At 66.1% G+C, this 21,493-nt stretch carries 18 protein-coding genes; 5 read left to right on the top strand and 13 right to left on the bottom strand.

The genetic code is table 11. The annotated features are described in order from the left end of the window. Positions 1-39: 39 nt before the first annotated feature. The gene (locus WN72_RS00090) at positions 40-957 is read right to left on the bottom strand and encodes a pirin family protein (protein WP_027563947.1); all 918 of its coding nucleotides are present in this window, start codon (positions 955-957) and stop codon (positions 40-42) included. 64 nt (positions 958-1,021) lie between these two features. Between WN72_RS00090 and WN72_RS00085 the strand changes: the two genes are divergently transcribed. The 3 genes from WN72_RS00085 (at position 1,022) to WN72_RS00075 (ending at position 4,485) form a co-directional block, all read left to right on the top strand. Then, the gene (locus WN72_RS00085) at positions 1,022-1,591 is read left to right on the top strand and encodes a GNAT family N-acetyltransferase (RefSeq protein WP_027563948.1); all 570 of its coding nucleotides are present in this window, start codon (positions 1,022-1,024) and stop codon (positions 1,589-1,591) included. Between the two features lie 53 nt (positions 1,592-1,644). After that, the gene (locus WN72_RS00080; protein WP_092211818.1) at positions 1,645-2,703 is read left to right on the top strand and encodes an AraC family transcriptional regulator; all 1,059 of its coding nucleotides are present in this window, start codon (positions 1,645-1,647) and stop codon (positions 2,701-2,703) included. Positions 2,704-3,015: 312 nt separating this feature from the next. After that, positions 3,016-4,485, top strand: a complete 1,470-nt coding sequence (locus WN72_RS00075) for a serine hydrolase domain-containing protein (RefSeq protein ID WP_092211820.1) — start codon at positions 3,016-3,018, stop codon at positions 4,483-4,485. Positions 4,486-4,581: 96 nt separating this feature from the next. On the opposite strand, the gene WN72_RS00070 is transcribed toward WN72_RS00075, so the two are convergent. Beyond that, positions 4,582-5,949, bottom strand: a complete 1,368-nt coding sequence (locus WN72_RS00070) for an MmgE/PrpD family protein (protein WP_092211821.1) — start codon at positions 5,947-5,949, stop codon at positions 4,582-4,584. Positions 5,950-6,068: 119 nt separating this feature from the next. Here WN72_RS00070 and WN72_RS00065 point away from each other — a divergent pair, with 119 nt between their 5' ends. Next, on the top strand, positions 6,069-7,181 hold the full coding sequence (locus WN72_RS00065) for an FUSC family protein (RefSeq protein ID WP_092211823.1): 1,113 nt from the start codon (positions 6,069-6,071) through the stop codon (positions 7,179-7,181). Positions 7,182-7,301: 120 nt separating this feature from the next. Here the strand turns inward: WN72_RS00065 and WN72_RS00060 are convergent, their stop codons facing one another. The 6 genes from WN72_RS00060 to WN72_RS00035 all read right to left on the bottom strand — a co-directional run bounded on the left by WN72_RS00060 (position 7,302) and on the right by WN72_RS00035 (position 13,598). Then, positions 7,302-8,624: an SMI1/KNR4 family protein gene (locus tag WN72_RS00060; protein ID WP_092211825.1), complete on the bottom strand. Its 1,323-nt coding sequence runs from the start codon at positions 8,622-8,624 to the stop codon at positions 7,302-7,304. A gap of 74 nt (positions 8,625-8,698) precedes the next feature. After that, entirely contained in the window at positions 8,699-9,355 is a 657-nt protein-coding gene (locus tag WN72_RS00055) for a 2-hydroxychromene-2-carboxylate isomerase (RefSeq protein ID WP_092211827.1), read from the bottom strand. After that, entirely contained in the window at positions 9,352-9,840 is a 489-nt protein-coding gene (locus WN72_RS00050) for a DUF2867 domain-containing protein (protein WP_092211829.1), read from the bottom strand. Before WN72_RS00050 ends, WN72_RS00055 begins: the two co-directional genes overlap by 4 nt. Then, the gene (locus WN72_RS00045) at positions 9,837-11,231 is read right to left on the bottom strand and encodes an MATE family efflux transporter (RefSeq protein ID WP_092211831.1); all 1,395 of its coding nucleotides are present in this window, start codon (positions 11,229-11,231) and stop codon (positions 9,837-9,839) included. The genes WN72_RS00050 and WN72_RS00045 overlap by 4 nt, the downstream gene beginning before the upstream one ends. Before the next feature lie 426 nt (positions 11,232-11,657). Continuing rightward, positions 11,658-12,953, bottom strand: a complete 1,296-nt coding sequence (gene murA / locus WN72_RS00040) for a UDP-N-acetylglucosamine 1-carboxyvinyltransferase (protein ID WP_092211833.1) — start codon at positions 12,951-12,953, stop codon at positions 11,658-11,660. 177 nt (positions 12,954-13,130) lie between these two features. After that, complete coding sequence (locus WN72_RS00035; protein ID WP_092211835.1) at positions 13,131-13,598, bottom strand: hypothetical protein; 468 nt, start codon at positions 13,596-13,598, stop codon at positions 13,131-13,133. 30 nt (positions 13,599-13,628) lie between these two features. Between WN72_RS00035 and WN72_RS00030 the strand changes: the two genes are divergently transcribed. Continuing rightward, positions 13,629-13,781 carry a hypothetical protein gene (locus tag WN72_RS00030; RefSeq protein ID WP_167380549.1) on the top strand — a complete coding sequence of 51 codons (153 nt, stop codon included), beginning with the start codon at positions 13,629-13,631 and terminating at the stop codon, positions 13,779-13,781. Positions 13,782-13,794: 13 nt separating this feature from the next. Here WN72_RS00030 and gyrB read toward each other — a convergent pair whose 3' ends face one another. The 5 genes from gyrB to dnaA form a co-directional block, all read right to left on the bottom strand. Then, the gene (gyrB, locus tag WN72_RS00025) at positions 13,795-16,230 is read right to left on the bottom strand and encodes a DNA topoisomerase (ATP-hydrolyzing) subunit B (protein WP_027563957.1); all 2,436 of its coding nucleotides are present in this window, start codon (positions 16,228-16,230) and stop codon (positions 13,795-13,797) included. 289 nt (positions 16,231-16,519) lie between these two features. Beyond that, the gene (locus WN72_RS00020; protein WP_092212374.1) at positions 16,520-17,278 is read right to left on the bottom strand and encodes a hypothetical protein; all 759 of its coding nucleotides are present in this window, start codon (positions 17,276-17,278) and stop codon (positions 16,520-16,522) included. Between the two features lie 128 nt (positions 17,279-17,406). Next, the gene (gene recF, locus WN72_RS00015) at positions 17,407-18,543 is read right to left on the bottom strand and encodes a DNA replication/repair protein RecF (protein ID WP_027563959.1); all 1,137 of its coding nucleotides are present in this window, start codon (positions 18,541-18,543) and stop codon (positions 17,407-17,409) included. Positions 18,544-18,692: 149 nt separating this feature from the next. After that, on the bottom strand, positions 18,693-19,811 hold the full coding sequence (gene dnaN / locus WN72_RS00010; protein WP_092211837.1) for a DNA polymerase III subunit beta: 1,119 nt from the start codon (positions 19,809-19,811) through the stop codon (positions 18,693-18,695). 269 nt (positions 19,812-20,080) lie between these two features. Beyond that, a complete protein-coding gene (gene dnaA / locus WN72_RS00005; RefSeq protein ID WP_027563962.1) occupies positions 20,081-21,493 on the bottom strand; it encodes a chromosomal replication initiator protein DnaA in 1,413 nt (470 codons plus the stop codon).

The following is a 21,493-nucleotide window of genomic DNA, read 5'->3' as shown; positions in this document are numbered from 1 at the left end:
CCGGCCGCGCCTGATGGCGAGGCCGGAAACCGGATTAGCCTATTCCGGCAGCGGAATGAACTCATGTTCCTGCGGAACCCCGGCGAAGCGGCCGGTTTTCCAGTCCTGCTTGGCCTGCTCGATCCGTTCCTTGCTGGAGGAGACGAAATTCCACCAGATGTGGCGCGGGCCTTCCAATGCGTCGCCGCCGAGAAACATCATCCGCGTCGCCTTGAGCGCCTTCACGGTGATGCGGTCGCCGGGGCGGAAGATCAGCAGCCGCGGCCCCTCATAGCGCTCGTTGGCGATCTCGACCTCGCCGTCGACGATATAGATCGCGCGCTCCTCATGATCGGGGTCGAGCGGAACGGTCGCGCCCGCCACCGCCGTGACCTCGGTATAGAACCAGGGCGACACCATCGTAACAGGCGAGGTGATGCCGAAGGCGGAGCCCGCGATCACCCGCGCGGTGAAATCGCGCTCGGAGATCATCGGCAGATCGCCGGCGGCGTAATGCTGGAACGAGGGTTCGATCTCCTCCGATCCGGCCGGCAGCGCGATCCAGCTTTGCAGGCCCAGCATCTTTTGGCCCGAGGCGCGCTGTGCATCTGGCGTACGCTCGGAATGGGCGATGCCGCGCCCGGCCGTCATCAGGTTCATCGCGCCCGGCGAGATCTCCTGGACGTTGCCCTCGCTGTCGCGGTGCATGATCGCGCCGTCGAACAGATAGGTGACGGTGGCAAGCCCGATATGCGGATGCGGCCGCACGTCCATGCCCTTGCCGGAGACGAACTGCACCGGGCCGAAATGATCGAAGAAGATGAAGGGCCCGACCATTTGCCGCTTGCCGTGCGGCAGCGCGCGCCGCACTTCAAATCCGTCGCCGAGATCGCGCGTGCGCGGTACGATGACGAGATCGAGCGCGTCGCAGGACATGGGATCGCCGAGCACGGGATCGTTCGAGGGTTGCCAGCTCATGGTGGACTCCTGTTCTTTGCTGGTATGATCGTAGCAGAACAATGATGGGAACGGGAGGAGACAGATGATTCCGCCGCTCAAGCCTGGTGCTGTTCTGCTTCAGGCCACAGGTCCCAGAATAGAGACGGAACGCCTGATCCTGCGGCCGTGGCGCGCCAGCGATATCGCGCCGAACGCGATGATGCTGACCGATCCCGGCACGGCGCGCTTCATCGCGCCGGACGGCAAGCCTGTGACCACCGAGATCGGCGGTTGGCGCAATGCCGCGGTGATGTCCGGGCATTGGGCGCTCTACGGCTTTGGCATGTTCGCGGTCGAGGAGAAGTCGAGCGGCAAATATGTCGGGCGCGTTGGTCCCTGGTGCCCGCCGGGCTGGCCTGCCTTCGAGGTCGGCTGGGGCATTGCCCGGGAATTTCGCGGCAAGGGTTACGCGGTGGAAGCGGCCCGCGCATCGATCGACTGGTCGTTCGACAGTTTTGAGATCGACGAGATCATGCACTGTATCGACAGTGAAAATGCACCATCGCAAGCTGTGGCCCGCAGCCTGGGTGCACGGAAGGATCGGCAGATCGATCTGTTCGGCAAGCCCGCCGACGCCTGGATCACGTCGCGGGCTTCATGGCGGCGAAATTGAATCGATCTCCGATCTGACCTAAGTTCGCGGCGCTGACGAAGCGGACCGACCGGATGCTGCTGACCAACCTTGAACTCGCCTTTCGCGCCGCCAGCGTCGCGCTGCTGCTGGTGCTGGCGGCGTCATTGGTCTCCGATTTCCGCAATGTGCTGGCAGGACGCCTCGGCGCGGCCTTCGCACTCGGCTCGGCCGCGCATGCGGCGAGCTATTCGGTCGGCGTTACGTCGCTGGTTGCGGCGTGGCACGCCCCGCTGATCGCGCTGTCGACCGGCAACATCGTGGTGTTCTGGCTGTTCACGCGCGCGCTGTTTGACGATGAGTTTCGCCTGCGCGGGTGGCACGGATTGGTCTGGGCGCTGGTTACTGCCTTCAGCTTTGTTGGATGCCTCTGGTTCGCTCCCGGCGGCAACGCGCGCTTCTCCATCATCGCGGTCGATCTGATCGTGCTCGGCTTCATCGCGCTGGCAGTCGCGCAGATGATCAAGTCGTGGCCGGCGGATCTGGTCGAACGCCGCCGCAATGTTCGTGTCTTCATCGTTTGCGCCGCCGCGCTCTATGGCGGGGTGAATGCGGTGCTTCAGATCCTCGTTGCCGGCAGCGCGGGCGATGTCGCCAACACGATCAATAGCGGCGTGCTCGCCTGCATCGTTGCGGGGATTGCCTATGCGATGATGCACGTCGACGGTGCCGATCTGTTCCCGGCCGCAGTGGAGGCCGCGCCAGCGGTTGTTTTCAGTCCGCAAGCCACGGATGACGCTGCCGACCAAAAGCTCATCGAAGCCCTGATGCGGCTCATGGCGGACGAGCGGATCTATCGCCAGGAGAACATCACAATCGGCGCGCTGGCGGGCCGGCTGAAGATTCCCGAATACCGGCTGCGCCGGCTGATCAACCAGCGCCTCGGCTACCGCAACTTCAATGTGTTCCTCAACAACCACCGCATCGAGGAAGCCAAGGCCGCGCTCGCCGATCCCGCCCAGGCCGAGGTTCCCGTCATCACCATCGCCATGGACGCCGGCTTCCAGTCGCTCGGCCCCTTCAACCGCGCCTTCAAGGCGGTCACCGGCGTGACGCCGACGGAATACCGGCGGCTGAAGGTGAATGCGGCGTGACGCGTTCTTCACCTCTCCCCGCTTGCGGGGAGAGGTCGGATCGCTCTTGCGATCCGGGTGAGGGGGTACAGGTCTCACTGCCATCCCGCTCGTGGAGAGAGGCCCCTCACCCCAACCCTCTCCCCGTAAGAACGGGGCGAGGGAGCGTACCACCGCCGCGGTGGCATTTTCGTATTGCTTTCAAATAATTGACTTATTCCAAAATCGACCAGCCCCGCCCATATTCAACCAGCCCATTTCCAAATCCGGCGAGCGCTTCTCCGCCCGCTCCGGCTTCCTCCCGCCACGTCCCTTTAGCCGGAGAGAAAGCCCGTGACCCGCCGCCGCAAGATCGTCCTCCTCACCACCACCATCGCCTGTGCCGGCCTCGCGCTCGGCGCCGCCCGGGCCCGCGACGTGCCGAAGGTCGCGACCGGCTTCGTCGCCGACATCCTGTGCTCGGAGACGTTCGTCTCCGGCCTCGACCCCTTCCGCAACTTCACCGAGACCAACGACGCGATGCCCGGGACCGGCCTGATCACCTGGGCGATGGATTTTCGGGTCGACCGCGCGCGCAAGGACGTCACGGTGACGCTGTTCGGCATCGGCCGCAGCCATGCCGTCTATCGCGAGGGGCTCGGCTGCACGCTCGAGCACGGCACTGGCCTCACCGACGTGGCGCCACCGCCGGACGAGAGGCAGCCCGCGCTATTGCCGGAGATCGCCGGCCCCGCTCTCGTGCCGCCGCAGAGCGAGGGCTTGGCCGTCGCACTCGACCGCGCCTTCACCGAGCCCGCGCAGCCGCCCTACCGCCGCACCCGCGCCGTCGTCGTGATGAAGGCGGGCCGCATCATCGCCGAGCGCTATACCGACGGCATCGGGCCGGAGACGCCGCTGCTCAGCTTCTCCATGACCAAATCGGTGATCTCGGCGCTGACAGGCATTCTCGTGCGCCAGGGCAAGCTGAAGCTCGACGGACCCGGACCGGTTGCCGCCTGGAAAAATCCCAATGATCCGCGCCATGCCATCACCGTCGATCAGCTGCTGCGCCACACGGCGGGCCTCGCGCTCGGCAGCTCGTTGCAGGCTTCGCTCGGCTCCGCCTTCGAGCCTGTCAACCGCATGAAGTTCGTCGAGAACGACATGGCCACTTACGCCGCGAGCATGCCGCTTGCCACCGCGCCTGGCACGGCGTGGAATTATCACGACGGCAACATGCTCATCCTCTCGCATCTGATCCGCAATGCCGCTGGCGGCAATCCCGCAGATGCGCTGCGCTTCGCGCGCCGCGAATTGTTCGCGCCGCTCGGCATGCGCCATGTCACCCTCCAGCTCGACGGCTCAGGCACCATCGAGGGCTCGAGCGAGATGCTGGCGTCGGCGCGCGACTGGGCGCGCTTCGGCCAGCTCTATCTCAATGACGGCGTCGCCGGCGGCAAGCGCATCTTGCCGGAGGGCTGGGTGAACTATTCGGCCACGGCCACACCGGGCGGATGGGTCGGCATCGGCGCGGGCTTCTGGACCAACCAGGGCGAGAGCTTTGGCGCCAACTTCCGCGTGGAGCATGGCTGGCCGCGCGATGCGTTCTTCGCCAAGGGCACGATCGGGCAGTACACCATCGTGATCCCGTCGGAGAAGCTGGTGATCGTGCGGATGGGCCGCTCGCCGAACTGGCCGCCGGAAGCGGACGGCGTGTTCGATCTCGTGCGCGATGTGGTGACCGCGACGCGCACCACCTCTTCCCCCTCTCCCCGCTTGCGGAGGGAGGGTTGGGGTGAGGGGGAGTCTCCGCAAGGGAGGTGAGAGTCGGATTGGTGGAGAGTCCCCCTCACCCGGAATCCGCGCGTCGCGCGCATTCCGGCCTCTCCCCGCAAGCGGGGAGAGGCGAAGAGACGGCTCCTACCTCCCCAGCTCCGTCGCCTTGGCCACGCGATCGAACCGCTCCAGCGTCATGATCGCATCGGCGAACTTCTCCGCCCGCGCGTTCAGCACCGGGCGCGCCAAGGTCAGAAACTTCTGCTGCATGGCCTTAGTGTCCGGGAAAGACGTTGGCTCGCCCGAGGGATCGGCATAGACCCGCTCATGCACGCCATCGTCCGTCGTGATGCTGACGCGTGCGCCGAACGGGTGGGTGCGGCCGACCTCGAGGCGGTCGTCCTGCACCACGTCGAACTTGTCGGCGAGCGCGTCGATGGCGGCATCGCCAAGGCGGTTATAGTCGTCCCAGCCGAATGAGCCCTGGTCGAGTGCGAGCGCGCCGGTGAAGAACATCGAGAACTGGCCGCCGACGATCGAGCGCGGGTGGCGCTTGGTCGCGGCATCGCCGGTGAGCGTAATGCCGTTGCGATGCAGGCCGATCTCGACGCGCTTGACCTGGTCGGGGGTCAGATTGTGCTCGCGCCGCATCGCGATCAGCGCGTCGATCGCGGCATGCGTGTAGCGGCAGCTCGGATACGGCTTCACGCCGATCTTCATGGTCTCGTAGGTCTTGCCGAGCTCGGCCACCGCCTTGTCCGGATGTGCATCGTCGGTGTAGCCGGCGAGCAGGCCATGCTTGCCCTCGACCGATTCCGTCGAGCCGACGAAATCGTTGCGCGCCAATGTTGCGGCAATCACGCCGTTCATCGCGGCGGCGCCGACCTGGTAGCGCTTGTTCCAGGCGCCGTTGACCAGAAATTGCAGCGAGCCCGCAGCCTGGCTGCCGGAGACGCCGAAGGCGGAGATGATCTGCTGCTCGGAGAGACCAAACAGCTTGCCGGCCGCCGCGGCCGCGCCATAGGTGCCCGCGGTCGCGGTCGGGTGGAAGCCGCGCGCATAATGCGAGGTCGGATCGAGCGCGTTGCCGAGCCGGCAGCAGACTTCATAGCCCGCCACGATCGCGGTCAGCACGTCGCGGCCCGAGGCGCCGACCATCTCGCCGACGGCGAAGGCGGCGGGAACCACCGGCGCGCTCGGATGCAGCGAGGAATCGGCGTGGGTGTCGTCGAAGTCGAGGGAATGGCCGAGCGCGCCGTTGAGGAGAGCCGCCACCGCCGGTGTCCAGGTCTTGGTGTCGCCGAACACGGTGGACTCGCCCTTGGTGTCGAGCGCGAGCGCTTCCAGCATCTTCAGGATCGAGGGGGTGGATTCCGCTTCGGACCTAGCCCGGATGGCGCTGCCGAGGAAGTCCAGCGTCAGCACCTTGGCGCGATCCAGCACCTCCGCCGGAATATCCTGGTATTTCAGATTGACGACATAGGCGGCGAGCGTTGCGGTTTCGTGGGCCATCGTGTTTCCTCGTTTTGGCGCGCAAGTTAGGCGGGCTGATTTGGCCTTTCAAGCGGCCTTGCGGCCGCGGGCATCAGCTATGCTTTGGCCCTACGGGGATCGGACCGGGACATTCGACAATGGCATTCTCAGGCAAGGTGTTCGAGCGGATCCGGTCGCGGCGGACGCAGCTGGGACTGGCGATCCGGGTCACCGTGGCCGCGACCGCGGCCTATGCGATCGCCACCGCGTTGCATCTCTTGCTGCCGCTCTGGGCTGTCCTGACCTCGCTGATCGTGACCCAGATGAGCGTCGGCCGTTCGCTGAAGGCGACGCGTGACTATGTGCTCGGCACCATCGGCGGCGCGATCTATGGCGGCGCCATCGCGATCCTGATCCCCTATTCGAGTGAGGCGGGCCTGCTTGGCCTGCTGGTGCTCTCGGTCGCTCCGCTCGCCTTCATCGCCGCGATCAATCCGAGTCTGAGCGCCGCGACGGTGACGGCCGTGATCGTGCTGCTGGTCCCGACCATGCATCACTCCGATCCCATGACCTCGGCGATCGACCGTGTCAGCGAGGTTGGCGTCGGTGCGGTCACCGGATTGCTCGTCTCGTTCGTGGTGCTGCCTTCGCGCGCGGTGCGGCAGATCCGTGCCGTGGCCGCACAATTGCTCGAGCTGATCGCCGATGCCTTCACCGAACTGCTCGCCGGCCTGACCCGCGGCCGCGACAACGATGCGCTGCACCGGATCCAGGACGGCATCGGCACCGCCATGGTCGGCATGAATGCCATTGGCGCCGAGGCCGAGCGCGAGCGCGCCGCGCGGCTGTCGAGCGGGCCCGACACGGGTCCCTTGCTGCGAACCGTGCTGCGGCTGCGCCACGACGTCGTGATGATCGGCCGCGCCACGGTGGTGCCATTGCCGGTCGAGGTGCAGATGCGGTTAGCTGCGCCCTTGACGGAGGTCTCGACGGTGATCGCGCGCTTCCTGCGCGCGGCCGCCGCGGCCCTGCGCGAGGGCGCCGGCGCGCCGGCGATCCATCCGGTCCACGTCGCGCTCCAGCACTACGCCGAGGCGGTCACCTCCGTCCGCCAGGACGGCCTGATCCGCGGCCAGCCCGGTGACACCGCCGAGCGCTTCTTCGCGCTCGGCTTCTCCTTGGAGCAGATGCACCAGAACCTGTGCGACCTCGATCGTGTCGTCGGCGAATGGTCGGAGGCAAGTGACAAGTCGGCGCGTGTGGCGGAGTAGGGCAATCGCATATGGAAGCGGCTTCCTGCGGCCATCCTTCGAGACGCCCGCTCAGGCCGTACAAATGCGCCCCGCACCTTGCGGGAGGGAACGTACTTCCATTGACGCGATTGCTCGAGCTCACCCGCTAGAGAGATCGAAAAACGCGAGCTGCGTTGCATCACGCCTCTCGATGCCGTCTGTCAGCGCCTTCAATGCAACGTCGAAACTCGGTTGCGGCTGTTCCAATTCCCACCCGCCGTCATGATCCCATTGGAAGCACCAGCCATAGCGCTCCCCAGGCTCGAGATGGAGCAGCAGGCAGCGGCTGAGTTGCGAGGGTTCGGCAATCGGAATCAGGTGCTTCAATGAAACACCGTACTCCTTGCGGAAATAGGCGCAGGCCTCCTCGAGCTCATCCTCGGAATAGGCGATGAAGTCGAGGACATTGCGCAGCTGCGTGGCGAGCTCGCCCGGCGCATAGAACCGCAGCTCGGAGGAGGATTCAGGCAGGCGAACCAGCAGCTCGGTCTCGCCGCGGGTCAGCAGGAAATTGCGATAGTCCTCGGGGAGCCGGACGCCAAGCGCCTGCTCGGCGGCGCTGATATCTGCGGCGCTGACCGGCGTAGCGGGTCGCCAGCGCCAGCCCTTGGCAGATGTCCCTTCCCTGCGCCGTGCTGCATATTCCGCATACTCGGGAAACAGCAAGATGACGTCGTAGCCGCCGAAGCGCGACCATTGATAGGCATCGTCGAAGGCCTCCTCCCTCCGTTCGGGAAAGAAGCCGCAGAGAAGCTCGGCACGCTGGCGAATGCGATCATGGCTCGGAGCGGTCCGGCACAAATGCTCGATGATCGCCAGCGAGGCGGCTGGATTGCTGGCGAGAAGATAGAGACTGCTCAGCAACTCCAGGATTTCTCCTTCGAGGTCCTGCTCGGAGATGGACCATGCATAATGGGCCTGCCGAGATGCCCGCCGCGCGTTGATCGCATCGCGCGCCTGCTCGGCATAGCGCAGGGTCTGCGCGAACTCCTCGCCTGCGGCCTTGCCGTGATCGGCGGCGAGCCAGAGATAGAGCGGCTCGTGCTCGGCCGGCGTGCCCCTGAGCGCTTCGATCTGCTTCGCCTGCTCGGCCAGCGGCGTGCTGAACGCGAGGATCATCAGCTCATCGAGCCCCTTCTGCCAATCCGGCTTGGCCTGCGGATCAGGTCCGAGGTCGCGTAGCGTGTAGTTGGTATGGCTGGTCTCGACATAGCCGGACGCGACGAGTTCGGCGACATGGCGGCGGAAAGCTGAGACGGCGTCGTCAATGTCGGAAAATTCCTCGCGCAGATACTGATCCGATTCCGGATCGTCCTGCCGGTTCATGCGAACGCCGATCACCATGGGATCGCCGCCCGGAATCAGCATCAGCTCGCGATCGTCGTCGCCGGGTGGACGGTGGAAGAACTTTGCCAGATGCATGCGACCTCCGAAGGCGCCGCCGGCATCGGGGCGCCATGTCTCAGTCGCGATCTCAGGGAAACCGGTTCACGCCATCACGGCTGGCGCCTGGTCAGGCCTTTGCTCTGCATGCGCCAGAGCAGCAGATCGATGCGGTCCTGGCCGAAGAACGGCTCGTTCTCGAACACGAAGGTCGGCACGCCCCAATGGCCTGACGCCGCATGGTCCTTCTCGTTCTCCGCGATCACGTGCTCGTAGCGATCCGGATCGGTCGTGATCGCTTGATCCATCGCGGCGAGGTCGAAGCCGGCCTTTTCGGCCGCGCGCGCGAGGTGGTCGCCCTCGTTCCAGCCCGCCACCGCGCCGTCCCACAGCACGCGCGCGATCGCATCGGTGAAGGCGAGCGAGCGGCCCTCGAGCTGCGCCATCGCGCCCAGCCGGGTCAGCCGGTGGATGTAGGGCTGCTCGGCCGCCACATCGAACGTCACCTTGTCCTGCACGATCGGATCTGGCCTCGGAAAGCGGAACGGAATGCCCTCGTGCTGCGCCACGCGCGTGCTGTCGAGCACCACATAGCGAATGAAGTTCGGGCTGGCCTTCTTGAAGAAGCCGGGCACGCGCACCGCGAGCGGATAAACCGGCCGCAGGTTGACCGCGAGATCATAGTCCGCGACCAGCTTCAGCGTCTTCGGCAGCGCCAGATAGCTGAAGGGACTGCGGTAGGAGTAGAAGAGGTCGACGGACAGCGTCATCGCGCCGGCTCCACGACGTCTCCCATCATGCTGCGGGCCACGAGCTTGTGGAACGGTACGATCAGCGTGAGGTAGGTACGCCCGAGCAGATTGTTGGTCCGCACCAACGTGGTCAATGTCACCCGTCGGTCCGCCGCGTCGCCGGCGACGTCAACCACGACGCGGAAATCGAGATGGTAGTCGTCAAACCCTGCGATCAGCCGCTCCGGCGTTTCGCTCAGCACTGGAAACAGGCCGATCATCCCGTGCGGCGCCGGAGCGCCCTGGCCCGATGTCTTCAGTCCGAGGGGTTTCACCAAGATGTTGCGCAAGCGCGTCAGCGCATCGATCCAGCGCGGCCCATGCAGCACCATTCGGGTGCAGGCCTCGCGGGCGCTCAATTGCGTCGCGCCGACCTCGACACGAAAGGCGTCGATGAACTGCGCGCCTGATAGCACCGCGCCGGCGTCGACACTCGGGGGGACTTCGCGAACCGATCCTGTCATCCCACCAGTCTGCGCGTCAGCATCCGGAATCGCAAGATCAAGAGTCCGGCATAGACGAACGTTCCGACCGAGAATCCGACCCAGACGCCAATCGCGCCGAGGCCGGCGTTGAAGGCCAGCACCCAGCCGACGGGAAAGGCGATACACCAATAGCCGATTGCCGCGAACACCAGCGTCATCCTGGTGTCATTGATGCCGCGTAGCGCGCCGCCCATGATGGTCTGGAGACCGTCGGCGATGAAGAAGGTCGCGCCGACCACCAGCAGCGTTGCCGTCAGCTCGATGGTCGGCGCGCTGGCCTCGCTGTTGCCGAAGAACAGCCGTCCCACCTGATACCGGCCGATGATGATGGCGACCGTCAGGGCGGAGACCAGGACGGTCCCGAGCACGGCTGCGACGAAGCCCGCGCGCTTGACCGCGAGCGGCTCGTTGCGGCCGAAGGCGTGGCCGACCCGCACCGTCGCGGCCATGCCGATGCCGAGCGGCACCATGAACAGCACGGCGGTGACCTGGAGCGCGATCTGGTGCGCGGCGATCGCGGCGGTCGAGATCAAGCCCATCAGCAATGCCGCCGACGAGAACAGGCCATATTCCAGCAGCAGCGAGAACGAGATCGGCGCGCCGATGACGATGAGCTGGCGCATCAAGGGCCAGTCGATCCGCCAGAGATGGGCGAGCGGATGATAGTCCGCGAACGGCCTGCGCAGGCCGGCGATGGCGAGCGCGGCGATGAAGGTGCCGAGATTGACCAGTGTGGTCGCAAGCCCCGCACCGAACAGGCCGAGCTCGGGCAGGCCGAACAGGCCGTGGATCAGGCAATAGACCAGCGCGGCATTGACCGGGATGGCCGCAATGGTGATCCACAGCGGCGCCTGCGGCCGGTTCACCGCGCTCATCATGCTGCGCAGCGCGATGAAGCCGAGCGCTGGCGCGATGCCCCAGGCAAGGCCGTTGAGATAGCGCTGGGCGAGCGCGGCCGATTGCGGCGCCTGGCCGAGCGCGAGCAGGATCTGCTCGCCATAGAGTGGCGAGGCCATCATCGGCAGCGAGATCAGCAGCGCGACCCACAGCCCGACGCGCAAGGAGCGGCGGATGCGCCTGACATCGCCGGCGCCAAAGGCCTGCGCGGCGAGCGGCGACACCGCGGACATCAGGCCGAGCCCGAAGGTGAAGCTGACGAAATAGACCGTGTGCGCCAGCGCGGCTGCTGCGACCGCATTCTCACCCAGATGGCCGATCATCGCGAGATCGGTCGTGATCATCGCGATCTGCCCGAGCTGTGTCAGCATCAGCGGCACGGCCAGCCGCAGCGTCTCGACGAATTCCTGCGCGAGATGGTTCTGCGGCACGCCGGCTTGCGGCTGCGAATGATGTTGCACGGTGTCGAGCATGGCGGCTGCAATAGCACAGCCAGGCGTCGAAAACATGGCTCTCGTGTCCCGGACGCGATGCAGCGCGCAGCGCTGCTCCGCAGAGCCGCGACCCAGGAGTCACGCGTGCAGCTCTTAGCCGCATGGGCCCCGGCTCAGCAGCGCATCACTGACGTGCTGCGCTGCATCCGGGGCACGAGACTTGTGTGCGGGTTGCGTGCTTCTTTTCCGTCTCCCCTTGTGGGAGAGGGTGGCTCGCCGCAGAGCGGCGAGACGGGTGAGGGGTCTCTATCCGCTAGCTCAGATCGTAGGGTGGGCAAAGGCGCATTTTGCGCCGTGCCCACGACCTATCAATGATTTCGAGAGAAACCGTGGGCACGCTTCGCTTTGCCCACCCTACGATACTGTCGTCGCGGAGAGTTCTCCCAGAAAAGGAAGAACGAGCCCTCAGCCCTTCCGCTCCGGCACGCGCTTGATCTTGGCACCCAGCGCGTTCAGCCGTTCCTCGATGCGCTCGTAGCCGCGCTCGATCTGGTCGGCGTTGTTGATGGTGGAGGTGCCCTCGGCGCAGACAGCCGCAAGCAGCATCGCCATGCCGGCGCGGATGTCGGGCGAGCTCAGCGTTGCGCCGTGCAGGCGGCTTGGGCCGGCGATGATGGCGCGATGCGGATCGCAGAGCACGATACGCGCGCCCATTCCGATCAGCTTGTCGACGAAGAACATCCTGGATTCGAACATCTTCTCGAACATCAGGATCACGCCCTCGCATTGCGTGGCGGTGACGATCGCGATCGACATCAGATCGGCCGGGAAGGCGGGCCAGGGCTGGTCTTCGAGCTTCGGCACGTGGCCGCCGAAATCGTCCTGGATCTTCAATGTCTGGTTCGACGGCACGATGAGATCGTCGCCCTCGACGCGGCAGACGATGCCGAGCCGCTCGAAGCCCATGCGGATCGAGCGCAGATGCTCGACGCCGGCGCGGGTGATGCGCAAGGGCGAGCGCGTCACGGCGGCAAGCCCGATCAGCGAGCCGACCTCGATATGATCCGGCTGGATCCGGTAGGTCGTCCCGCCCAGCGTCGCCGGACCATGGATGGTCATGGTGTTGGTGCCGATGCCCTCGATCTTGGCGCCGAGCGCGACGAGGAAATTGGCGAGGTCCTGCACATGCGGCTCGGACGCCGCGTTGCGCAAATAGGTGATGCCGTCGGCGGCGACCGCCGCGACCAGCGCGTTCTCGGTCGCGGTGACGCTGGGCTCGTCCAGGAACACGTCCGCACCCGTCAGCTTCGGCGCGCGGAATTCCAGCCGGTCGGTCGCGGTGACCTTTGCGCCGAGCTGCTCCAGCGCCAGCACATGCGTGTCCAGCCGGCGCCGGCCGATGACGTCGCCGCCGGGGGGCGGCAGCATCAATTCGCCGCAGCGCGCCAGCAGGGGACCGGCGAGCAGGATCGAGGCGCGAATGCGCACGCAGAGTTCAGGGTCGAGATCGGCGGCGCGGATGCTCTTGGCGTGGATGTGAAGTGTGTTGCGTTCGGTCCACTCCGCCGACGCGCCGACCGAGCGGACCAGCTCGACCAGCGTCTCGGTGTCGCGGATCCGCGGCACGTTCTGAAGCGTCACCGGATGCTCGGTGAGCAGGGCGGCCGCGATGATCGGCAGCGCCGAGTTCTTGTTGCCGGACGGCTCGATCGAGCCCGAGAGCCGGTGACCGCCCTCGACGATGTACTGGATGGGCGCCACTTGGTTCTGTCCTGTTGGGTGGGCGGGCTGTTTCGGGCGGAAACTACAGAGAATTGAGCGCGGGAGCAATTGTGGCGGGCGGTGTTGCCAGCCCCGATGTCGCTCGCGGCCATCCTTCGAGACGCCCGCTGTCGCGGGCTGCTCAGGATGAGGGTCGGAGGTTGTGGCGGGCGGGCCTCAGAACAAGCCGATGATGTTCCCAACCACATAGAGGATCGCGATCAGGATCAGCGCGCCGATCATGACAAAGGAGATTTCGATCGCAATGGCGCCGGTGCCGAGGACGGCGGCGACGCCGGCAAGGAGCCGTTCCTCGCGGAAGATCAGCGCGAGCACCGAGAGCAAAATGGCGAGCAGGCCGAGCGAGATCGCGGTGGCCGAAGCAGTTTCGCTCCAGCTCCGTCCAGCGGATTGTTCGATTCTGGGCGCCTGATATTCCACGCCCTTCACGCGCGCGATCAGGCGGTTCTTGATGCGATGTCCGGTGTCGACGATGACCTGGTCCGCCGGCGGCGGTGGAAACACCATCGGCACCACCCAATGTGGCAACACCGCCGCCATCAGCGCCAGCACGCCGACAATGCTGCCGATGATGCCGAGCCGGCGGGAGGATGTGGCGGAACTGGTGGGTGCAGAGGCGGTCATGGCACGACGCTTCCCGGCCGGGATGGGCCAATGGATCTACGCCCCTTCGTCGCGATGGCAGCTGGTGAGGTTCAGGGGGGCCACGGCGTCATGGCCGGGCTTGACCCGGCCATCCACACCTTTGCCCAGAGCACGAAGAACGTGGATGCCCGGGACAAGCCCGGGCATGACGACCTTTCGTGAAAGCCGCGGCGCGCTAGATATCGATCGTCGCGCTGAGCGAGTGTTCCTGGATGAAATCGCGGCGGGGTTCGACCACGTCGCCCATCAGCTTGGTGAAGATGTCGTCGGCTTCGTCGACCTCCTTGACCTTCACCTGCAGCAGCGAGCGCACCTCGGTGTCGAGTGTGGTCTCCCAGAGCTGCTCCGGGTTCATCTCGCCGAGACCTTTGTAGCGCTGCAGCGTGATGCCCTTGCGGCCTGCGTCGGTGACCGCCTCGAACAGATCGACCGGGCCGTGCACCACATGCTCGCTGTCCTTGCGCCGCAGCTTGCCGGAGCGGGCGTAGACGTCCTGGAGCTTGGTCGTGTACTCGTCCAGCTTGCGCGCCTCGACCGAGCCGAGCAGCGCGTCGTCGATGACGGCCGCTTCCTTGACGCCGCGCACGGTGCGCTCGAACAGGAAGCCCTGGCCCTCGACGAATTGCCCGACCCAGCCGCGCTCGACCTCCTCGGCCTGGCTGTCCAGCCGGGTCGCGATGTACTGCGCCGCGGCCGTGGCGTTCTCGGGGTTGCCGTAGACCGACTTGTTCAGCACGCCGGTGATGGCGGCCTGCTCGACCACCTTGCGGTTATAGCGGCTGTGCAGGTTGCGCAGGATGCTGCGGACCACACGGGCGTCGTCGACCAGCGCGCGCAAATCGCGCCCCGAGCGGTCGCCGCCGGTGCCGGGGATGTACACGCAATCATCGAGACCGGCGTCGATCAGATAATCTTCCAGCGCCCGCTCGTCCTTCAGATACTGCTCGGACTTGCCGCGCGAGACCTTATAGAGCGGCGGCTGGGCGATATAGAGATAGCCGCCGTCGATGATGTCGCGCATCTGCCGGTAGAAGAAGGTCAAGAGCAGCGTGCGGATGTGGGCGCCGTCGACGTCGGCGTCCGTCATCACGATGATCTTGTGATAGCGCAGCTTCTCGACCGAGAACTCGTCGCTGATGCCGGTGCCGAGCGCGGTGATCAGCGTGCCGATCTGCTCGCTCGACAGCATCTTGTCGGGGCGGACGCGCTCGACGTTCAAGATCTTGCCGCGGAGCGGCAAGACGGCCTGGAATTCGCGGTTGCGGCCCTGCTTGGCGCTGCCGCCTGCCGAGTCACCCTCGACGATGAACAGTTCGGACTTGGCCGGATCCTTTTCCTGGCAGTCGGCGAGCTTGCCGGGCAGCGAGGAGACCGAGAGCGGGCTCTTGCGCGTCAGCTCGCGCGCCTTTCGCGCAGCCTCGCGCGCGGCGGCGGCCTGGATCACCTTGCCGACGATCATCTTGGCCTCGGACGGGTGCTCCTCGAACCAGGCCTGGAGCGCCTCGTTGAGGACGTTCTCGACCACGGGGCGCACTTCCGAGGACACCAGCTTGTCCTTGGTCTGCGACGAGAATTTCGGATCGGGCACCTTCACCGACAGCACGGCCGTGAGGCCTTCGCGGCAATCGTCGCCGGTCAGCGCGATCTTTTCCTTTTTCGCATTGGCCTCGGCATAGCCGTTGACCTGGCGCGTCAGCGCGCCGCGGAAGCCGGCGAGATGGGTGCCGCCGTCACGCTGCGGGATGTTATTGGTGAAGCACAGCACGTTCTCGTGGTAGCTGTCGTTCCACCACAAGGCGGCCTCGACGCCGATGCCGTTGGCTTCGGAGCGCACCATGATCGGCGCCGGCACCAAGGCCTTCTTGTTGCGATCGAGATATTTGACGAATTCCTCGACGCCCCCGGAATAATGCATCTCCTCGCGCTTCTCGACCGCGTGACGCATGTCGGAGAGGATGATGTTGACGCCGGAATTGAGGAAGGCGAGCTCGCGCAGGCGATGCTCGAGCGTGGCGAAATCATATTCGACGTTCTTGAACGTCTCGGTCGAGGCGAGGAACGTCACCTCGGTGCCGCGCCGGCCCGGCGCGTCGCCGACCACCTTCAGCGGTGCGACCGCATCGCCATGGGCGAACTCGATGTAGTGCTCCTTGTCGTCGCGCCAGATCCGCAGGCCGAGCTTGCTCGACAGCGCGTTGACGACGGAGACGCCGACGCCGTGCAGGCCGCCGGAAACCTTGTACGAGTTCTGGTCGAACTTACCGCCGGCGTGCAGCTGGGTCATGATGACCTCGGCCGCCGAGATGCCTTCGCCCTTGTGGATGTCGACGGGAATGCCGCGGCCATCGTCGCGCACGGTGACGGAATTGTCCGCATTGAGGACGACGTCGACGCGCGTGGCATGGCCCGCGAGCGCTTCGTCGATCGCGTTGTCGACGACCTCATAGACCATGTGGTGCAGGCCCGAGCCGTCGTCGGTGTCGCCGATATACATGCCCGGACGCTTGCGGACGGCATCGAGACCCTTGAGCACGCGGATCGATTCCGCGCCGTAATCGCTCGCGTTGGAGGGCTCGTTTTCGGCAGCGGGCTGCCGAGCAGGTTCTGTCATGAGAGGCCTTCGAGATGTCGCCCGAATCAGCTGCGCAAAAGGCGCTGATTTGGTGGTTATTTGTGCCATGAAAGAGGGCCTGCGCCTAGCGCAAAGTATCTTCCGGCAACCCTTTGGGAAGATGGGTGTTTTTGGCCGATTTTCAAGGCTTGCGAGGGTCGATTCTGGGCGCTGCAAAAAGCGCGAATCGAGGGCCTGTTCCGAGCCCTTCGAAGGCGGTGTTTTCACGGGATCGGTGAGGCCGTCCGGAGGTCCTTCCGGCTAACGGTTCGGAGTGGCGAAAGATGCCCTAATACAGCTGGAGCGGTGACCACAGCTCGCCATCGGGCCCGACCGTGACGTCCCAGGCATCACCGGCCACCAGATCGATCGTCGTGTCGCGATCGGGACGGCCCTCGATCTTCAACGCGTAGGGGTATTTGCCGGGCGGCAGATTGAACAGCGGCGCCTGAGGGCGTTCCTTGCCGGCACGGGCGGGGAGGGTGATGGCCCGGTTGTCGAGAACGAAGACGACGTCCTTGCTGCCGAGATTGGTGAACATCAGCGCCGCACGGCCCGCCTCGGGCATGACGCGCGCCTTCGTTGCGGCGTCCCGGTTCCGCTGCACGAGACGGATCGAGGTGCCGGTGTCCGTGCGGTCAAGCTCCAGCATGGCCGGGCCGAGCGGGGAGGCGAAGGCGAGGTGCACGCGATCGGCGGTGACCACCGCGCCATCGTGCTGCTCCTGCCAGCCGCGCTTGCCGAGCTCGATGCGGTAGAAGGCGAGCACGTCGCCGAGATTCGCGGGGATGCGGGTGATCAGCCTGGTGCGCAGCGGGGCGTCGACGTCGAGCATCGTGGTGGTGAGGATCTCGCGATAGCTGTAGCGGGTCGGCGCCGGCAGAACGGCATCGGGGTCCGGCGTGAGCGCAGTGGAGAACAGCTGCGGCAGATGCGGCACCCACGCGCTGGCGCTGGCCGCCAGCACGCAGCTTGCGAGGAAAGCGAGGCCGCACACGAACGCCCGCCATCGTGCCGGGATTTTCGTCCCGAGCCTTACCGTCCGCATCTTGCTCTCCAAGGATATCAAGGATATCGCGCTTGATGTCATCGCGCGATTTGCAGCGGCTGCGACACCGTCGGCGCGGCCTCACAGAGCTAGTCGCCGCGGAAAACGGCCGGGTTCAATACCAGGGCCTATCGCCGGGCCGAGACTCGTCCGCTCTCGACGTCAAAGACCTCGCCGCCCGCGCCGATCTCGGCGAAGGCGGCGGGATCGGCGCCGGTCAGCCACACCTGCGCGCCGAGCTTGCGCAGCTCGTCGAACAGCGCCGCGCGCCTGCCAGGATCGAGATGGGCGACGACCTCGTCGAGCAGCAGCAGCGGCACGATGCCGGTCATCTCGGCGACTAGGCTCGCATGCGCCAGCACGAGGCCGATCAGCAGGGCCTTCTGCTCGCCGGTGGAGGCATCGCGCGCCGGCATGCTCTTGGGCGCATAGACCACCTGGAGATCGGTCAGGTGCGGGCCGTCGGTGGTGCGACCGGCGATGGCATCGCGCGGCCGGTTGTCGCGCAGGATCTGGCGGTAGCGGTCTTCGACCGACGTCGCGGTCTCCTCGAGCAGCGCGTTCTCCATCCAGCCGTCGAGCGCGATCTGCGCCGACGGAAATGCGGAGGCCTGCGCGCGCGCATTCAACATGCCGGTGAGCCGCGCCGCGGTCTGGCCGCGCGTGGCGGCAACCGCGACCGCAAGCTCGGCGGTCTCGCGCTCGATCGCGTCACACCAATGGTCGTCGTAATTGCGCGTCTCGAGCAGGCGGTTGCGCGAGCGCAGCGAGCGTTCCAGCGCGTTGATGCGGCTGGAATGCTCGTTGTCGATGGCGAGCACCAGGCGGTCGAAGAAGCGCCGCCGCTCGGACGCTGCGCCCATGAACAGCCCGTCCATCGCCGGCGTCAGCCACACCATGCGGATATGGTCGCCGAAGGCTGCCGCTGAACCCACCGGCTCGCGGTCGATGCGGCAGCGCCGGCTCACGGTGGCATCGGCGCGCGGCGGCTCGATGCCGGTGCCGAGCGTCGCCAGGCCTAGGGCGCCCTCGACCTGCGCCGACACCGCCCAGGAGCCGTCGCCCTGGTTGTCGGCGACATCCTCCAGCGTGGCGCGCCGCAGGCCCCGCCCGGGCGACAGGAACGAGATCGCCTCGATGCAATTGGTCTTGCCCGCCCCGTTCGGCCCGACCAGCGCCACCATGTCAGCCGCCGTCTCGAGCCCCGCCGCCCGATAATTGCGAAAATGCGTCAGCGTCAGGCGATGAATGCGGGAGGGGGTCATCTTAGCTCGTCATTGCCGGGCTTGACCCGGCAATCCATCGCCCGCGTCAGTGTTCCACCGGGCTTGCTGGCGAGGATGTACACCCAATAGGTCATCTTGTTTGATGGATGGCCGGGTCGAGCCCGGCCATGACGAGAGAGGAAATATCCTCACACCCGCATCGGCATCAGCACGTACAGCGCGCTCTTGTCGTCCTTGTCTTGCACCAGGGTCGGCGAGCCGGGATCGGCGAGCTTCAGCGTTGCGACGTCGCCTTCGATCTGGGCGGCGATGTCGAGCAGATAGCGGGAATTGAAGCCGATATCGAGGGCGTCGGAGGCGTATTCGACCTCGAGCTCTTCGGTCGCGCTGCCCGAGTCAGGATTGGTCACCGACAGCACCAGCTTGCCCGCAGACAGCGACAGCTTGACCGCGCGGCCGCGCTCGCTGGAAATCGTCGAGACGCGGTCGACCGCGTTCTCGAAATCCTTCTTGTCGACGACGAGCTCCTTGTCGTTGCCCTGCGGGATCACGCGGCCATAGTCGGGGAAGGTGCCGTCGATCAGCTTCGAGGTCAGCACGACGTTGCCGATGGTGAAACGGATCTTGGCCTGCGACAGCTCGATCGTCATCTCGGCCTCGGTGTCCTCGATCAGGCGCTGTACCTCGCCGACCGTCTTGCGCGGCACGATCACACCGGGCATGCCCTCGGCGCCCTTGGGCTGCACCAGGTCGAGTTGGGCGAGGCGGTGGCCGTCGGTGGCGACGCCGCGCAAGGTCGCAGCCTTCGCGGTGCCTGCGGCGTGCAGGTAGATGCCGTTGAGGTAGTAGCGCGTCTCTTCGGTCGAGATCGCGAACTGGGTGCGGTCGATCAGCCGCTTGACGTCCTTGGCGGCCAGCGAGAACGAATGCGACATGTCGCCGGCGGCCAGATCCGGGAAATCATTCTCCGGCAGGGTTTGCAGCGTGAACCGCGAGCGGCCGGCGCGGATCGCCAGCACGGCGCGGTCGCCGTCGGCCTCCAGCACGATCTGGGACCCGTCGGGCAGCTTGCGCACGATGTCGTAGAACATGTGCGCCGGCACCGTGGTGGACCCGGCGGTCGCGGTTTCCGCTGCCAGCGTTTCCGTCACCTCGAGGTCGAGGTCGGTCGCCTTCAGCGACAATTTCGCATTCTCGGCCCGGACCAGCACGTTGCCGAGGATCGGGATCGTGTTGCGGCGTTCGACCACGCGGTGGACATGGCCCAGCGATTTCAGGAGTTGCGCGCGTTCGACCGTAACCTTCATTGCACTACTCGCCCGATCCCCAAGGAAAACACCAACGTTGGAAAGCCGGGCGGCAGGACGCGCGCCACGGCACCGAAGACCCCGGAAAGCCGGATCATCCAGCCGATATGACCAAAGCCGTCAGGGTCGCGCAAGGTGGCGCGGATGGCCCCCGGATTCAAGGGATTGGGGAGCCAGTTCCGCACGATTCCCACGATTTACCGCCCCAAACGAAAACCGCCGCCCAGGCATGGCCGGGGCGGCGGGAGAATGGCAGGAGGCCTAGGCGTTTATTCCTGAAGCTGGCGCTTCAGCGACTCCACTTCCTCCGACAGCGCGGTGTCCTTGGAGACCAGGGCCTCGATCTTGCGCACGGCGTGCAGCACCGTGGTGTGGTCGCGCCCGCCGAAGCGGCGGCCGATCTCGGGCAGCGAGCGCAGGGTCAGCGTCTTGGCGAGATACATCGCCACCTGGCGCGGGCGCACCACGTTGGCGGTGCGGCGCGAGGAGAGGAGGTCGGATCGGCTGACATTATACTGCCGCGCCACCACGCGCTGGATGTCCTCGATCTTGATCCGCTTCGGCTCCTGCGGCCGGACCAGGTCGCGCACCTCGCGCTCGGCCATCTCCAGCGTCACCGGCTGGTTGTTGAGCTTGGAGTGAGCCAGGAGGCGGTTGATCGCGCCTTCGAGATCGCGGCCGTTATGGGTGATGGTGCGCGCCAGATAATGCAGCACCTCTTCGGGCACGTCGAAGGTCGCATGATGGGCGCGGGCCGCGGCGACGCGCGACTTGAGGATGCCGTGGCGCAGCTCCTCGCCGAGCGAGCCCATCTCGACCACGAGACCACCGGCAAGCCGCGAGCGGACGCGATCATCCAGGCTTTCGAGGTCGGACGGCGGACGATCCGCCGCGATCACGACCTGGCGGCCGGCATCGATCAGCGCGTTCAGCGTGTGACAGAACTCGGCCTGCGTCGACTTGCCCTGCAGGAACTGGAGGTCGTCGATGACGAGCACGTCGATGCCGCGCAGCGCTTCCTTGAAGGCCAGCGCCGTCTGCGTCTTCAGCGCAGCGACGAAGCCGTACATGAATTTTTCCGCGGTGAGATACAGCACCTTGCGCTCGTTGCCGGAATTGCCGGCCCAGGTCACGGCCTGCAACAGATGCGTCTTGCCGAGGCCGACGCCGGCATGGATGTAGAGCGGGTTGAACATCACGGGGTCGCCACGGCGACCTTCGGCGACCTGACGCGCGGCGGCATGCGCCAGCGTGTTGGAGCGGCCGACGACGAAGCTCGCAAAGGTCAGGCGCGGATCGAGCGGCGAGCCGCCGAGCGCATCATGATTGGCCGAGACCGGCGCGGTCGCAGTCGAGCGCAGTTCCGGCGCAGGCGCGCGGCGCGTTTCGACCGGCGCGGGCGCTTCCTTCGGCGCCACGACCGGGCGTACCGCGGAGCGGACGGTGAGATCGATGCGATGCACTTCGGGCATCTCGGCCTGCCAGCACGACAGCACGCGCTCGGCATAATGAGCCTGGATCCAGCTCTTCAGGAAGCGGGTCGGAACCGACAGCCGCACGCTCTCCTCCTGCACGCCTTCCAAATCCATGCGCGCAAACCAGCTCGTATAGACGTCTTCGCCAACGTTCGTGCGCAGCCGGTTCTTCACGCGCGACCAGCGATCCTGTTCCGATGTGTTCAT

Origin of the sequence: Bradyrhizobium arachidis, assembly GCF_015291705.1 — a bacterium.
In the GTDB taxonomy this organism is placed as follows: domain Bacteria; phylum Pseudomonadota; class Alphaproteobacteria; order Rhizobiales; family Xanthobacteraceae; genus Bradyrhizobium; species Bradyrhizobium arachidis.
Note: the sequence above shows the minus strand (reverse complement) of the source record. Positions and strands in the feature narration are given on the sequence as shown.

Excerpts from the sequence above, each read along its gene's own strand:
- WN72_RS00045 (WP_092211831.1), bottom strand. The coding sequence starts at position 11,231 with ATGCTCGACACCGTGCAACATCATTCGCAGCCGCAAGCCGGCGTGCCG.
- dnaA (WP_027563962.1), bottom strand. The coding sequence starts at position 21,493 with ATGAACACATCGGAACAGGATCGCTGGTCGCGCGTGAAGAACCGGCTG.
- gyrB (WP_027563957.1), bottom strand. The coding sequence starts at position 16,230 with ATGACAGAACCTGCTCGGCAGCCCGCTGCCGAAAACGAGCCCTCCAAC.
- WN72_RS00085 (WP_027563948.1), top strand. The coding sequence starts at position 1,022 with ATGATTCCGCCGCTCAAGCCTGGTGCTGTTCTGCTTCAGGCCACAGGT.
- WN72_RS00065 (WP_092211823.1), top strand. The coding sequence starts at position 6,069 with ATGGCATTCTCAGGCAAGGTGTTCGAGCGGATCCGGTCGCGGCGGACG.
- WN72_RS00020 (WP_092212374.1), bottom strand. The coding sequence starts at position 17,278 with ATGCGGACGGTAAGGCTCGGGACGAAAATCCCGGCACGATGGCGGGCG.
- WN72_RS00055 (WP_092211827.1), bottom strand. The coding sequence starts at position 9,355 with ATGACGCTGTCCGTCGACCTCTTCTACTCCTACCGCAGTCCCTTCAGC.
- WN72_RS00080 (WP_092211818.1), top strand. The coding sequence starts at position 1,645 with ATGCTGCTGACCAACCTTGAACTCGCCTTTCGCGCCGCCAGCGTCGCG.
- WN72_RS00050 (WP_092211829.1), bottom strand. The coding sequence starts at position 9,840 with ATGACAGGATCGGTTCGCGAAGTCCCCCCGAGTGTCGACGCCGGCGCG.
- WN72_RS00090 (WP_027563947.1), bottom strand. The coding sequence starts at position 957 with ATGAGCTGGCAACCCTCGAACGATCCCGTGCTCGGCGATCCCATGTCC.
- WN72_RS00035 (WP_092211835.1), bottom strand. The coding sequence starts at position 13,598 with ATGACCGCCTCTGCACCCACCAGTTCCGCCACATCCTCCCGCCGGCTC.
- WN72_RS00030 (WP_167380549.1), top strand. The coding sequence starts at position 13,629 with ATGGATCTACGCCCCTTCGTCGCGATGGCAGCTGGTGAGGTTCAGGGG.
- WN72_RS00070 (WP_092211821.1), bottom strand. The coding sequence starts at position 5,949 with ATGGCCCACGAAACCGCAACGCTCGCCGCCTATGTCGTCAATCTGAAA.
- recF (WP_027563959.1), bottom strand. The coding sequence starts at position 18,543 with ATGACCCCCTCCCGCATTCATCGCCTGACGCTGACGCATTTTCGCAAT.
- dnaN (WP_092211837.1), bottom strand. The coding sequence starts at position 19,811 with ATGAAGGTTACGGTCGAACGCGCGCAACTCCTGAAATCGCTGGGCCAT.
- WN72_RS00060 (WP_092211825.1), bottom strand. The coding sequence starts at position 8,624 with ATGCATCTGGCAAAGTTCTTCCACCGTCCACCCGGCGACGACGATCGC.